We start from the raw sequence: 13,125 nt of genomic DNA, 5'->3' as shown, positions 1-13,125 counted from the left end.
TTACAGCTTTTTGCGTTTATACAGCGTAACGATAAGACAGGCCGCAATGAGAAGGAGGATGGAGATCACGGTATAGACCAGCTCTTGCATATTCCCTTGCTCCTGGTCTTGACTGCTGTTCCAATCCTGCAGTCCCATGCCCCGGCCGCCCGGCATTCCGCCGCCCATCCCGCCGCCGAATTCGCCAAAGCGATTCGTTTGCTGCTCCTGATTGGCATTCGGCTGCCCGGTTTGAGCGTTGGTGTCCGGGGCTGACGCATTCCCGGGCACCGCTCCTTGGGCAGCTGCGTCCTGTTGGAATGGTTGCTGGGCTCCTTGCTGCGACTGCTGAAGTTGCTGAGCTCCTTGTTGGGATTGCTGTGGCGTTACCAGCGAGGACTCCTGCTGGGCTTCTTGCTGTGATTGCTGCTGCGACAGCTCCGGTGTTTGTTCACCAGCCTGCGCCTGCGATGCGGGAACGGTGTTCTTGTTATCGGCCGTGCGATTTGCTGCGGCTGCGCTATCGGCCACCGTGTTTGTCGCCGTGTTGCCGGAGCTGTTAGCGGTTATCCCGCGATCCACTTGCGGTGTCACGTCCTGTCCGCCGTTGGCACCTTCAGCAGCGCCCGGGCCATTCTGCGGTATACCGCCGTTGGTATCGTCAGCAGCGCCCAGGCCAGTATCGCTCTTAGCAGCCCCCGCATTATCCTGCTCCATATTACCGCTGGCTCTGTTTGCAGTGCCAGCGGCATCCTCGGGCATACCGCCGATACCGCCAGCAGCACCTGCTTCACCCTGCGGCATGCTGCCTGCAGGATCTGCATCGCCCGGCCGCATGCCGCCCGCACCGCCCTGGCGCATGCCGCCCAAGCCTCCGGGACCCATGCCGCCACCGCTGCCGCTGCCGTCTCCGGAAGAAGGGAGCGTGCCGTCCAGCTGCTGCTGGATATTCTCCGTTGATTGCTGGACGAATGTGAGCAGGGCAGGCACGGCTTCCTCGTACTGCTCGTACGTATAGAAAGGCCGCGGATCCTGCTGCACGTGCTCGGATATCAGCGCCTTGAGCTGTTCCACGCGCTTCGCGAACGTTTCCTGCTTGAGGTATCCATCCAGCATGTCCTGAAGGATGGCGTGATAGCGCTCATTGTATTCATCCACCTCCAGAAGCTTCGCAACGAGCGGCCGCTCGGCTACGGCCCCTTGGGTCGGTTCGTCGATCAGGATGCCGGAACCGCCGAACCCTCCAAAGGCCATGTTGTAGTCCCAAGGGAGAATGGAGAAGACCCCCTTATTCTCATATAAATAATAATTCTGTTTGTTCATGCCGAGATAGCTGTCCATATTCGATGCGGCCACATTTAGGGCGATATACTTCAACGCCTGGTCCACATCAAGAACCTGCTCGTAATCGGAACCGTTATTCAGCTCATCCAGCATGTCGATCAGAACGTCGTCATTGGAGGATTTGGACTTCATTTCTAGGCCCGTGTACGAATCCGGATCCTGACCGAGCCAGGTCAGATCGCTGCCGGCGCCGGTCATGACGCCCTTATACAAGGCACCGTATGCATTCCCGAAGTGGCGCTCCAGATAAGAATCGCCGATCTGCTCGACGGCAAGGTAGAATCCCCAAAGCTCGCCGTTAATATAGACATTGACGTACGAGAAGCCAGGCGTTGGCAGGCCAGCGGATGCCGCCAGCTCGTAGGCGAGAAATTCTCTCATGTACGTTGCGTCGCTGTAGTTGTTGTTGAGATTGATTTTGCTGATCCCGTCCAGCGTTTGATTCACATATTCATCGAAGGACAGCTTGAAGCTATAACGATCGGAGTCGGAGTTGACCACGCTCCGCAAGCTCAAGTTGCCTTTGGTCCGAATGCCGACATGTTCGAACTTCTGCCCGTTATAATCAACCGACGCCTCTTTATACTCCTCCGCTTCAGCATTGTCGATCATATCCGCAAAATCCGCTTCATCGATCGTAATCTTCACATCGATGACCTGATCCTTCGGGAACACCGTGGACACGCTCTCCTGCGCGGCTGGGCTCCCATCCTCCGCCTTATTTGCTTGGCTTGCACCGGGTGCCAGCCAATCCTGACAGCCGGATAAGAGAAGCATCAAGGCCAGCAGAAGGGACAGGGGAGCTGCGGCATATTTTGTTCTCATATCAAGACACCACCTGTCTTAGGATACATAATCGCCGCTGTAGCTGATCAGGACCGCGTTATGGACGCCGGGGAGTCCGGACAGCTTGTTGACGAATTCGCCCTCGGCATCCTTCAGTCTGACTTCCACCGTCAGCTCGATGTTCCCGTTTGAAACGGTTTTTTGCTTCAGATTGTAACGTTTTACCGCTTCGGCGATGCGAGTGCGAACCGCCTGCTCGCTCTGCTCGTCTTGGCAATGGACGACAAGAAGATAGGGGGTGTCGACTGACGCTTTTTTTATGAAGAAGAACAGAATGAGGCCTACGACCCCGGAACCGATCGCCGCCAGCGTATAGAAACCTGCGCCGGTTACGATGCCTGCAACAGCTGCCCAGAACAGAAAGATCAAATCGGTCGGGTCTTTGATCGGGGTCCGGAAACGAACGATGGACAGCGCGCCGACCATACCGAGCGAGAGCACGAGATTGGAGTTGATGGCGATGATCACAACCGCCGTAATCATGGTCATTCCGATCAGGGACACGTTGAAGCTCTTCGAATAGAGCACCCCGCTGAATACCCGTTTATACAGCAGATATATAAACAATCCGATGACAAAAGCGATGGCGAGCGTAATCAATATTTTGGCGATGCTGATATCGGATGCGAAGTTCTCGAGGACGGATTTTTTGATAATATTAGAAAAGTTGGTCGTTTCGTTAGACGTTGCATTCATGAATTATTGATCCTCCCAAGCGTTATACTTTAAAAATTTTCGGCAAATAACGTATTTCGATGCGGACTGGCGCTGAAGTCCCTCCAGCTGCAGGGCAATCTTGATGTAATCCGGTATATACTCGTCATACTTGACTTCAAGAATAATCAGATTCTCATCAATAGCCTGGATCGGCAGCAGCTCCCGGTTGAACAGATCCACCGAGTGGAGCCCTGTGCGCAGCTCCTTGTCGAACGTGATCCGGACATTGCCGTTTGCGCATACGTACGGTTCACGGACATAATCGACGATGACCTTCGGGCGCAGCAGGTTATGCTTCATCTCGTGATAGAGCTCCATCATCAGAGGCTTGTCCGGCTGGTACAGACATTCGTAATCCCCCGCCATAATCCGGTCCGTCATCTCCCGGGTAAGGGGCTCTTTCAGCTTCGCGATGTAGTCGCGGAACTTTATCTTTTTCTCAAAATGGATCACGTCGTCCCTCACGTTATAGATGCGGATCCGGTATTTTACGCGGTCCCGGACGCCGGCCAGCTTCTCGTGCAGCGCCTTATTATTGATATCGTCGAAATACAGGCTTCGAATATGGTATTCTCCGGACGGTCCCGCATGGTTATCGTGACGGATCAAATGGTTCAACCGCTGCCGGATGATCCGGTATTGATGCATGTTGACAAAAAACTTCAGTTCATTCCGGTATTTCAATCCTTTGTTCATGCTTCCACCTCATTTCTGTCAGTTCGCTTATTTGCTTCTGAAACCATGCTATCAATCGTTTCTGATTTCTGGCTTAAATCCAGCTGAATGTAAACTGAGTGTTTTCGTGATGTAAAGCGTGCTCCATTTGTCGAACAGGTATGGTAGGATGAAACTAGAAAATGAAAGAGGATAGGGCGATGTGAAATGCTATACTATGTGGCGGCCTTATGGATCGCGGCAATCGTGCTGCTGGCGAACCAGCCGCGGCAAGAGGTGAATCGCTGGGCGGCTTTCTTCTTATTCAGCTCAGGCGTAGGCGGCTTAACCGAAATCCTAGAGCCGGACGGCTTTATACCGGCTTCATTTGAGCCGATCATTCAAAGCTTCAATCATACGATGTCGCCTTACGGGGTGCTCGTATTTTGCATCGTGTACACCCGGCAGCAGATCAATCCGGTCAAGCTGCGCTACTTCAAGCTCGGGCTGCTGTTGCCCCCGCTTGTAACGGTACTCCAAGTCATCGTTTCTCCTGAGCATCGGATCGATTTCGGGCTGCTGCTTGTCTGGACAGCTCCGTACTATTTCATATCGTGCTATTTATTAATTCGGGCCTATGTACAAGAAATGAATCCGAACAGACGCAGAAGTCTGCTGATCACGGCCATGATTATGGTCCCTACGCTGCTGGGCGTGATGCTACTGATTAATGTCGGGAGCCTCTTGTATCCCGGTTATGATTTCTTTCAATATGTATCGCTGCTGATCGTATATTCGTTCGTCGTCGGGTTGATCTGCGTGTTCGTGTATGGTGTGCTCGGCATGCGGCTGAAGGTTGAACGGGATCCGATAGACCGTACGATGCAGGCGGTTTCGACGGGAACCTCCCTGCTGAACCACACCCTCAAGAATGAAATCGGAAAAATCGCTCTGAGCACGGAAAATGTGAAGCAAATGTTGCAGCCGAACCAAGGGACTGCGCTTGAGCAGCTCGGGATCATCACACAGGCGTCGGAGCATCTCCTTGCCATGACGGAGAGGATTCAGCAGCAAACGAAGGAGCTCGTCCTGAAGGCGCAGCCGGTTCGGCTGGATCATCTGGTCAAGGAGCTCTTGCAGCGCGAGCACGAAATGCTGCGCAGTCATGGGGTTGAGGTCAAGCTCCACATCCGGCAGCGACCGTGGCTGCTGATCGATCCGGTTCATGTTACCGAGGCGGCGGGCAACCTGCTGCAAAATGCAGTCGAGGCTACACCCGGGGCCGGGGTGATCGAATTGACGGTCGATGCCGGACGACGGGGCGCGGTGGTCTCGGTCAAGGATTATGGCAACGGTATTCCGGATGGGCTTCAGGCGCGGGTATTTGAACCTTTTTACAGCACCAAGAAGGATCGACGAAGCAATTACGGATTAGGTCTTTCCTACGCATACCATGTGATGATAAAAAGCGGGGGATCGATAGGCCTGGAGAGCCGCCAGGGGGAAGGAACCGAAGTGTCCCTGTATTTCCCCCGCCGGGTGTTGGTACGACTGGCAGGAAGGGGAGAGGAATGAGCCCGATACAAATTTTTCTGGTTGAAGACGATCCCGATTGGATCAAGGCGATGACTGTTTTTCTGAACGGACAGGAGGACATGCTGGTAGCGGGGGCCGCCCAGACGCCGGAGCAGGCAGCCGCCATGGCACGCGTCCTTTCGTTTGATGTTGTGTTGATGGACATACAGCTCACCCCGGGACAGCTGGACGGCATTTACACGGCCGCCGACATTTTGGAAATCAGGCCGCAGGCCAAGGTGATCATGTTAACCTCCATGGATGACGAGCAGACGATCACACAGGCCTTTACGGCAGGAGCCGTGCAATATATCGAAAAGGCGAGGTTCAAGGAGCTGCCGGGGGCGATCCGCGGTGCCTTGCTGCATGCCGGTCCGATGGAGGCGCTGCTGAAGGAATTTTCCCGGTTGAAGCGGGAGGAGCAGCTGCGGGGCTTAACACATGCGGAACGGGAGGTATTCGAGCTGATGGAGAAAGGGTACACCCATGCGCAGATCGAGCATAAGCTGTTCAAATCGGAAAGCACGTTAAAGAATCAAATTAATAAAATCCTGAAAAAGCTTGGCGTAAAGAGCGGCAAAGAAGCCGTTGAAAAGGTGCGGCGAAAAGGGATCATAAAGGATCGTTAGCGGTTAGGCGAACGCCCGGTGCAAGGTTTTGAGCCAAAAACATAGCGTATTTATTGTGGGGGGTACTACGAAACGTAGTACCTTTTTTGGTTGTGGTTCTATGAAAGTCGGAACTAACGGGAAAGTGGATTCGGCTGTATGCTGAATGCATGAATACCCGGTGAACGAAAATGCTGTTACGCCGGTAATGAAGCTGGTATGGAGGAGTCTGAGCATGAAGAGAAAGCCGATCTATGTGGAGATTGATATCGAGTCGGATCTCGATACGCTGTGGAAGCATACGCAGCGTCCGGAGCTGCATCAGCAGTGGGACGTGCGGTTCTCGAGCATCCATTACTTGCCTAAAGGCGATTCCAAGCATCAGCGGTTTCTATATAAGACCCGAATCGGATTCGGTCTTACGATCACCGGAATTGGGGTGACCCATGCGTTTTCGCGACGGGAAGACGGGGATCGGATGTCAGTGCTGCGTTTTGGCTCTGATCAGAACATATCTTTGATCCGCGAAGGCAGCGGATACTGGCGATACCGGGATGGAGGGAGAGGGGTCATAACCTTCTCGACCCAATACGATTACAAGACACGATTTGGCCTGATCGGCGCTTGGTTTGACCGGCTGGTGTTTCGTCCGATGTTCGGGAAGGCTGCAGCCTGGAGCTTTGACGTGCTGCGGCTGTGGCTGGAGAGGAGCATTCCGCCTGCCGTGTCGATCCGGCAAACATGGATCCATGCTTGCAGCGTATTGACGCTGGCACTGCTGTGGATCTACGAAGGATTGGTGCCGAAGCTGCTGTTCCCGGAGGGCGGGGAGCTGGAGATGCTGCAGCACATCGGCTGGTGGAGCGGTCAGGAACGCGCAATCCTTGGAATGCTGGGCGTTTTTGAGATATGTATTGGCTTGATCAGCCTTACATTTCATAAGAGCCGATGGTGGTACAGGCTCGAGTCCGTCCTGCTGGCGGGACTGATGCTGGGAGCGCTCATCCCGGAGCCTGCCTGGCTTAAAGCACCGTTCAATCCGCTGCTTCTGAGCGGCACGATGCTCGTTCTATGTCTGCTTGCCTCCTGGTCTTCGACAGATTTGCCAAGTGCTTCCCGATGCTTGCGGGAGCCGGGCACTCCAAGGACAAGCAAGGTGCGGCAAAAGGAGGAGAGAGCCCATGATATCCATTTATGAGCAGGCGCTAGGCCGGGAATTTCGGAAGCTTCATCCCAAAATCCAGGAGAGGTTCGGGTTCGGCAGCAAGGATATGGTGGCCTCGATCGGCGAAGGGACTATGGATGAGATTTGGTATGCCCGCTGGGCAAAGCTCCCGCTCTACATCGGAACGGTGCGCCACATTATGTTCCCTGAACGGGGACTCCATATCCCGTTTCGGATTGAGAACTACGCCTATTTGGATCGTTACGGACGAGAGACGGTGACTTGGTGCAGAAGCTTTCAATTTCCATCGGGCATTAGAAGATTTGACGCGACGATGATTTACAGCCAAGAGCGAAACGGCATCGTGGATTATCTGGGAAGCAAGCAGCATTTAGCGGTAGACCTTGAAGTGTCGGTCAGCGGTAATGGCGGAATATGTATTCGCTCAGGCGAGCAGCGGTTCTACGAGGGGTGGCTTGGGTTTCGCTTTCCGGCGGGACTCACGGGAACGGCCGACGTGTGCGAATGGTATGATGACCGGCATCAAACCTACCGGATTCGGGTGGATGTGTTTAACCCGCTGTTCGGGCCTGTTTTCCGCTATCGCGGAAGCTTTCAGGCCCGATTCATATCGACGCGGGGCAGCGGCGTTCCTTCGCATGTCAAGCCGCTGCGCGAAGAAGCTAGAGCGTAGACGCGGCGGATTCAGGCACCTTCTTACGCTTAGGCTCCCGGAACATGCGGTAATACAGAAACGACGAGAAGACGTAAAGCGTGCCGGTGATGCAAAAGGTGATCGCATAACCCCAATAGCTGCCGTAGGTGGTAACCAAAGCGGACTGCACCGGGCCCATCGTCGCCCAGCCCATCATGAACGCCGTCTGGGTCACGGAATTTGCGATTCCGCGTTTCTCGTCCGGTACCCGGTCGATCAGAATGGAGGATTGGATCGGGTTGGCCGCGTTCATCAGTGCTTGACGGAACAGGAATCCGATGGACGCCACGATCAGGATGTTGGTAAAGCCGGTCAGCACCAGGAAAGGCAGGGACATGACCTGGAAATAGACGACGGCCCGAACGGCGCCGACCCGGTTAACCAGCGTAGGCCCGATCAGCATGGATACGATCGTCATCACTTGTCCCAGGGAGATCAGAATGCCGACCGCCGAGAGCGATACCGAGAACCGATTCGTGAAATACAGATTCAGATACGGCACGACGAGGCCCGAGCCCAGCCCGATCAGCAGCTGGGCCAAGGCGAATTGACCGATGATTCTATAATCTTCGCGGTGTGCTGTCTTACCGGAACCGGCCGCTGCAGGCTGCAGTGAAGGCTTGTCTTTCGTGAAGGACGGCTGCTGCTTCGGTACCGTTTCCTGGTCGGGATGGACAGGCTGCGGTTCCTGCGGTTCGAGTGATTCCCACTTGTCGGTTGTAAATAGCAGCGGAACGAAGGCAGCGAAGGTGGCAACGCCCCCGATGAGCAGTGCGAACTTCAAGCTGCCGACTTTGTTCATGCCCAGCGCCTGCAGGGCATCGGCCAGGAATCCCCCTCCCATGCTGCCAAGCACCTGGGAAGCAAGCACTAGGGAGGCGTGAATGCTGAAGATGCGCATGCGCGCCTGCTTCGGCGTGTTTTCCGCCAGAAAAGGAATGGCGAGCACCTGGAAGAACGAAGCGAACAATCCGGTGTATATTGCCAGCCCCATTAAGCTGAATTCGCTTTCAAAGAGGGAGCGGGCGATCAATCCTGCACCGCTGAGCAAAGCGCCGAGCACCAGGATCCGTTTGCGGCTGGTGCGGTCTCCGATCAAGCCGATCGGGATAAACATCAGCGCGGTAGCCAGGGATTGAACGCTGACTACGGTACCGTTCATGGAATCATTATAGCCGAGGCTTTGTATGTACAGATTGTAGAGCACGCTGAACATGCCTGTACCGAACTGGTACAGCACATTGGCGAGGAAAAAAAGCTTAATATTACGCGGCCAGGTTCGCAGCTCATTTGCTGACCGTTGTATAATTCCCATGATGATACCCCCTAATTTTGACAGCAGCAACCTCTATATTTTAGCAGGTTCGCTTCATAGGAGGAAGAAGAGATTGTAGGAGAGTCAGAAAACAGTGCCCATATTATGGTAAAAAGCGAAGCCGCTCAGGGCGCTGCTGACGGAAGGCAGTGTCGAAAATCCATCCGGGCCGCCTGGAGGTCTAAAGAACATCAGATGAATCCCGATAGCATCCAGATGGATCGCATAGTATCCAGGCAGATCTCGATAGTATCCAAGTGGATCGCCGTTATATCAAGGATGCCCTTCTCGTGCCGGAGATGAAAGGCGTTGTGTCTTCATGAAAGCACTCGGGGTTATTCCGAAATACCGTGTGAAGGCACGGGAGAAGGTAAACAAATCCGAATATCCCAGGGATAAGGCGGTATGCGTAATGCTGGTGCCCTCGGCGGATAACAGGCGGGTTGCTTTTTCCATGATCAACTGCTGCATGTAGCGGGACGGGGAGATGCCGTACCTGCGGGTAAACGCTCGGGTGAAATGACTGCGATGAACGCCGGCCCAAGCTGCGAGCTGTTCCACGGACAAATTCTCCGTGCAATGAAGCTGCATATACCCGGGGATGGATTCAAGCCAGTCGCACGCAGCCGAAGAAGAGGCTGAGTTCCGGTGCCGGTTCGGATCGATGCTGTGGATCAATTGAAAGCCCAGCGACATCAGCTGAAGGCTATGGTCCAGCTGGGGCTGCCGGAGCAATCGTTGAATCTCCTTGATGACAGCCAAGGCGTTGTCCCCGAATGCATGTTGACGATAGGGCCGCTCCGCGCATAACTCGACATGCTTCAATATGGATGGCATTTGCTCGCCCATAAAAGCCGTCCAGGTGATCGTGGTAGACGGCTGGTCGCAATCCTTGACGTACGTATAGACCGAACCGGGGAAGAGGCAGAACAGATCCCCTTCCGAGAGGGAGACGCTGCTGCCGTCCCAACAGAATCTTACCTTGCCGCTGGCAACGAAATGTATACTATAGAACTCGACGGACCGGGGACCGACTTTTTCAGTGAAAAAGGGTTGAGAACCGGATTTGTATATCCATAAACCCAATTGAGTTTCAAATGAAGCCGGGTTGTTAAAGTATTCTTCTCTGGATGAGTGAAGGTTATTAAATGTCATGGTTCCTCCTGCCGGCTATGCCTCAGCCATTTCTTTTGTTATTTCAAACTATGCAACATATTGTATAACGATTGCAAGAATTGAGCATTCCGCGCAGTCCTGCCAAAGGTTACGATGATGAGGTACAAGTCATGCATGGTAGAGGTGAATGGAGACATGAAACAACCGAATTTTATCGTTATTTATTGTGATGATCTAGGTTATGGGGACCTTGGATGTTATGGATCCGATACTGTGACAACCCCAAATCTGGATAGTTTGGCGGGTGAAGGCATTCGTTTTACGAATTGGTATTCCAACTCTCCGGTCTGCTCTCCGTCAAGAGCCTCTTTATTGACAGGTAAATATCCGGCCCGAGCGGGAGTAGGCGAAATCCTGGGGGCAAAGCGCGGATTGGATGGACTTCCCTCCACCGAAGTGACACTGGCGAAGGCGCTCAAGCCCGCGGGGTATCGAACGGCATTGTATGGAAAATGGCATCTTGGCGTATCCGAGGAAACCAGTCCGAACGCGCATGGGTTTGATGAGTTTTTCGGATTTAAGGCGGGCTGCATCGATTTTTACTCGCATATTTTTTACTGGGGCCAAGGCCATGGCGTCAATCCTCTGCATGATCTATGGGAAAACGAAACGGAGGTTTGGGAGAACGGCCGGTATATGACAGAATTGATCACGGAACGTTCGGTTGATTTCATCAAGCGATCTCGAGAGCAGGAGGATCCGTTCTTTTTGTTCGTATCGTACAATGCGCCGCACTATCCGATGCATGCCCCGAAGGAATACATGGACCGGTTTGCTCATTTGCCTTGGGATCGGCAGGTCATGGCTGCCATGATTGCCGCGGTGGATGACGGCGTGGGGGAGATCGTGAAGGCCCTGAAGGCTGCCGGTTGTTACGAGAATACGGTCATCTTCTTCTCCAGCGATAACGGACCGTCCTCCGAGAGCCGGAACTGGCTCGACGGAACGGAAGACGTGTATTACGGCGGGACCGCGGGAATCTTTCGGGGACATAAAGCAAGCCTGTTCGAGGGCGGAATCCGTGAACCTGCCATACTGAGCTGGCCGAACGGATTGGAAGGCGGACAAGTACGCGATGAGGTTGGAGTTATGATGGACATCGTACCGACCTTTCTGGATCTGGCTGGCGTCGATCCAGCGACAGGACCGCTTGAAGGCGCAGAGCTGGATGGAAGCAGCCTGAAGGAAATGCTGCTAATGGGCGAGCCGTCGCCGCATAAGCAATTGTTCTGGGAGTACCAAGGCCAACTGGCCGTTCGGGAAGGCGATTGGAAGCTGGTGCTGAACGGGAAGCTTGATTTCGAGCGCCTGGTGCCGGATAAGGTTCATCTGTCCGATCTGTCGAAGGATCCCGGGGAGCGCTCCAATCTGGCGGATCTTCACCCTGAGATCGTGGAGCGGCTAAGCCGGGACGTTCAAGCTTGGTATGAGGAAGTAGAAGCAAGTAGATCATAAGCTTGGCTGTAAAGTGTATCAATGAAGTCCTAGTGGTCGTGCAATGAAGCCCCGGTAACGGGGCTTTTTCAATTTTGACGACAGCAGGTTTTATTTTCCGAATATTTTTTAATAGAGCGAAATGGGGCAAAGGTAAGTATAAATCCTCCGATCTGGCAATATAGGCTGATCCATTGTATTTCGTTGAAATAATAGACATAATAACAAAATGTCTATATAATCAATATATGATTAACATGATGCTCAATATATGAAAAGTGGTGGTTGAATTGGATCATACGGAACGATTTTGGAATGCGTCGGTCGATGAATTGAAGCGGGGCTATGTTGAGGACGAGGCAGGCTTCATGTGCCTGTTATGCGGTAAATCCGTCGAGAAGGGGATCATTTACCCCGATCATGACAAGCTGTATGAAGCTGAACGATACATGAAGGTTCACATTCAGCGTGAGCATGGCTCGGTATTTCAATATTTGTCGGGCTTGGATAAAAAATTGACAGGGCTGACTGAGCATCAAAACCGGCTGCTGCAGCTGTTTTATCAAGGGAAGAGCGATAAGGAAGTCCAGCAGGAGATGGGGATCGGCAGCGCGTCCACGATCCGAAATCACCGGTTTGCGCTGAAGGAGAAGGAACGCCAGTCGAAGGTGCTGTTGACCATGATGGAGCTGCTTAAAGAGAAGGATAATCATGCGCCGGCGATCGTGGAAATTCCGAAGCAAGCCCGAATGGTCGATGAACGCTATAACGTAACGGAGGAGGAGCGGCAGGCGATTTTGGCAAAGGTGTTTCCGCACGGAACTCAAGGCCCGCTGAAGACCTTCAAGCTTAGGGAGAAGCAGAAGTATGTCGTGCTTCGGGAAATCGCGACTCGCTTTGAGCCCGGCAGGGTATACACTGAGACGGAGGTTAATGATTTGATCGGCCGCGATAATCCCGATTACGTTACGATTCGTCGTTATTTGGTCGAATACGGCTTTATCGACCGGAAGGATGATGGCAGTGAATATTGGCTGACGACATAGCTGGTCACGTTGGTGGGCAGTTAACAGGAACAATCAAGAGCCGAACAGCCAGCTTGTACTTATGGTCTAAGGCTGTAGCATCGGGAAGCTTAGAGCCCGGGTTGTTAGAGGCAGTGCAGTAATACAAGAGGAGGCAAGGTAACAATGAACCGTAGAGCGGAATTGACGCAGATGTACAAGGAAATCAAGATCATCGCCGGTGTCTACCAAATCCGGAACAAGGTGAATGGAAAGGTGTTTGTCGCGGGCACGCCGAACTTGAAAACGATGAACGGCAAGCGCTTTGAACTGCAGATGGGAACCAGCTATAACAAAACGCTGCAGCAGGAGTGGAACGAATTTGGCGAGGATGCGTTTGAATTTGAAATTTTGGAGCAGATCGAGCCTAAGCCGGGCGTCTTCTTCGATATGAAGGACGCGGTGAATAAGCGGGAAGAGCATTGGATTCGGAAGCTTGAGCCGTTTGGCGAAAAAGGATACAACCCGCCGCCTAAAAATAACGGATAAGAATAGGGACCATTCCACGACAATCCTGCAAAACCGCGAATGTC

At 53.3% G+C, this 13,125-nt stretch carries 12 protein-coding genes; 7 read left to right on the top strand and 5 right to left on the bottom strand.

The features are described 5' to 3' along the window. Genes NST08_RS18025 through NST08_RS18015 form a run of 3 tightly spaced genes read right to left on the bottom strand, consistent with a single transcriptional unit; the run spans position 1 to position 3,582 of the window. Positions 1–2,148: a CotH kinase family protein gene (locus NST08_RS18025; RefSeq protein ID WP_341342119.1), complete on the bottom strand. Its 2,148-nt coding sequence runs from the start codon at positions 2,146–2,148 to the stop codon at positions 1–3. Positions 2,149–2,166: 18 nt separating this feature from the next. Then, positions 2,167–2,865, bottom strand: a complete 699-nt coding sequence (locus NST08_RS18020) for a DUF4956 domain-containing protein (protein ID WP_341342118.1) — start codon at positions 2,863–2,865, stop codon at positions 2,167–2,169. Between the two features lie 3 nt (positions 2,866–2,868). Then, positions 2,869–3,582 carry a polyphosphate polymerase domain-containing protein gene (locus tag NST08_RS18015; protein WP_213616974.1) on the bottom strand — a complete coding sequence of 238 codons (714 nt, stop codon included), beginning with the start codon at positions 3,580–3,582 and terminating at the stop codon, positions 2,869–2,871. Positions 3,583–3,768: 186 nt separating this feature from the next. Between NST08_RS18015 and NST08_RS18010 the strand changes: the two genes are divergently transcribed. The 4 genes from NST08_RS18010 (at position 3,769) to NST08_RS17995 (ending at position 7,582) form a co-directional block, all read left to right on the top strand. Beyond that, positions 3,769–5,115: a sensor histidine kinase gene (locus tag NST08_RS18010; protein ID WP_341342117.1), complete on the top strand. Its 1,347-nt coding sequence runs from the start codon at positions 3,769–3,771 to the stop codon at positions 5,113–5,115. Beyond that, positions 5,112–5,744: a response regulator transcription factor gene (locus tag NST08_RS18005; protein ID WP_007128552.1), complete on the top strand. Its 633-nt coding sequence runs from the start codon at positions 5,112–5,114 to the stop codon at positions 5,742–5,744. Before NST08_RS18010 ends, NST08_RS18005 begins: the two co-directional genes overlap by 4 nt. 214 nt (positions 5,745–5,958) lie before the next feature. Continuing rightward, positions 5,959–6,921 carry a DoxX-like family protein gene (locus NST08_RS18000; protein ID WP_251537287.1) on the top strand — a complete coding sequence of 321 codons (963 nt, stop codon included), beginning with the start codon at positions 5,959–5,961 and terminating at the stop codon, positions 6,919–6,921. Then, positions 6,905–7,582: a DUF4166 domain-containing protein gene (locus NST08_RS17995; protein WP_213616972.1), complete on the top strand. Its 678-nt coding sequence runs from the start codon at positions 6,905–6,907 to the stop codon at positions 7,580–7,582. Before NST08_RS18000 ends, NST08_RS17995 begins: the two co-directional genes overlap by 17 nt. On the opposite strand, the gene NST08_RS17990 is transcribed toward NST08_RS17995, so the two are convergent. Both NST08_RS17990 and NST08_RS17985 read right to left on the bottom strand, forming a co-directional pair. Further along, complete coding sequence (locus tag NST08_RS17990) at positions 7,572–8,918, bottom strand: MFS transporter (RefSeq protein ID WP_251537289.1); 1,347 nt, start codon at positions 8,916–8,918, stop codon at positions 7,572–7,574. The two genes, NST08_RS17995 and NST08_RS17990, sit on opposite strands and share 11 nt — an antisense overlap. Positions 8,919–9,191: 273 nt before the next feature. Continuing rightward, a complete protein-coding gene (locus NST08_RS17985; RefSeq protein WP_210095070.1) occupies positions 9,192–10,073 on the bottom strand; it encodes an AraC family transcriptional regulator in 882 nt (293 codons plus the stop codon). 156 nt (positions 10,074–10,229) lie between these two features. On the opposite strand from NST08_RS17985, the gene NST08_RS17980 reads away from it, so the two are divergent. The 3 genes from NST08_RS17980 (at position 10,230) to NST08_RS17970 (ending at position 13,081) form a co-directional block, all read left to right on the top strand. Then, entirely contained in the window at positions 10,230–11,549 is a 1,320-nt protein-coding gene (locus NST08_RS17980; protein ID WP_210095069.1) for a sulfatase-like hydrolase/transferase, read from the top strand. A gap of 269 nt (positions 11,550–11,818) precedes the next feature. After that, complete coding sequence (locus tag NST08_RS17975; RefSeq protein WP_007128546.1) at positions 11,819–12,574, top strand: DUF2087 domain-containing protein; 756 nt, start codon at positions 11,819–11,821, stop codon at positions 12,572–12,574. 144 nt (positions 12,575–12,718) lie between these two features. Beyond that, entirely contained in the window at positions 12,719–13,081 is a 363-nt protein-coding gene (locus NST08_RS17970; protein ID WP_007128545.1) for a GIY-YIG nuclease family protein, read from the top strand. Positions 13,082–13,125: the final 44 nt, after the last annotated feature.

Origin of the sequence: Paenibacillus sp. FSL K6-1566, assembly GCF_038050475.1 — a bacterium.
GTDB lineage: Bacteria > Bacillota > Bacilli > Paenibacillales > Paenibacillaceae > Paenibacillus_AQ > Paenibacillus_AQ lactis.
The sequence above is the reverse complement of the archived record's forward strand: the minus strand, read 5'-3'. Positions and strand labels throughout refer to the sequence as shown.

Excerpts from the sequence above, each read along its gene's own strand:
- NST08_RS17995 (WP_213616972.1), top strand. The coding sequence starts at position 6,905 with ATGATATCCATTTATGAGCAGGCGCTAGGCCGGGAATTTCGGAAGCTT.
- NST08_RS18010 (WP_341342117.1), top strand. The coding sequence starts at position 3,769 with ATGCTATACTATGTGGCGGCCTTATGGATCGCGGCAATCGTGCTGCTG.
- NST08_RS18020 (WP_341342118.1), bottom strand. The coding sequence starts at position 2,865 with ATGAATGCAACGTCTAACGAAACGACCAACTTTTCTAATATTATCAAA.
- NST08_RS18025 (WP_341342119.1), bottom strand. The coding sequence starts at position 2,148 with ATGAGAACAAAATATGCCGCAGCTCCCCTGTCCCTTCTGCTGGCCTTG.
- NST08_RS17985 (WP_210095070.1), bottom strand. The coding sequence starts at position 10,073 with ATGACATTTAATAACCTTCACTCATCCAGAGAAGAATACTTTAACAAC.
- NST08_RS17970 (WP_007128545.1), top strand. The coding sequence starts at position 12,719 with ATGAACCGTAGAGCGGAATTGACGCAGATGTACAAGGAAATCAAGATC.
- NST08_RS18000 (WP_251537287.1), top strand. The coding sequence starts at position 5,959 with ATGAAGAGAAAGCCGATCTATGTGGAGATTGATATCGAGTCGGATCTC.
- NST08_RS17990 (WP_251537289.1), bottom strand. The coding sequence starts at position 8,918 with ATGGGAATTATACAACGGTCAGCAAATGAGCTGCGAACCTGGCCGCGT.
- NST08_RS18005 (WP_007128552.1), top strand. The coding sequence starts at position 5,112 with ATGAGCCCGATACAAATTTTTCTGGTTGAAGACGATCCCGATTGGATC.
- NST08_RS17980 (WP_210095069.1), top strand. The coding sequence starts at position 10,230 with ATGAAACAACCGAATTTTATCGTTATTTATTGTGATGATCTAGGTTAT.
- NST08_RS18015 (WP_213616974.1), bottom strand. The coding sequence starts at position 3,582 with ATGAACAAAGGATTGAAATACCGGAATGAACTGAAGTTTTTTGTCAAC.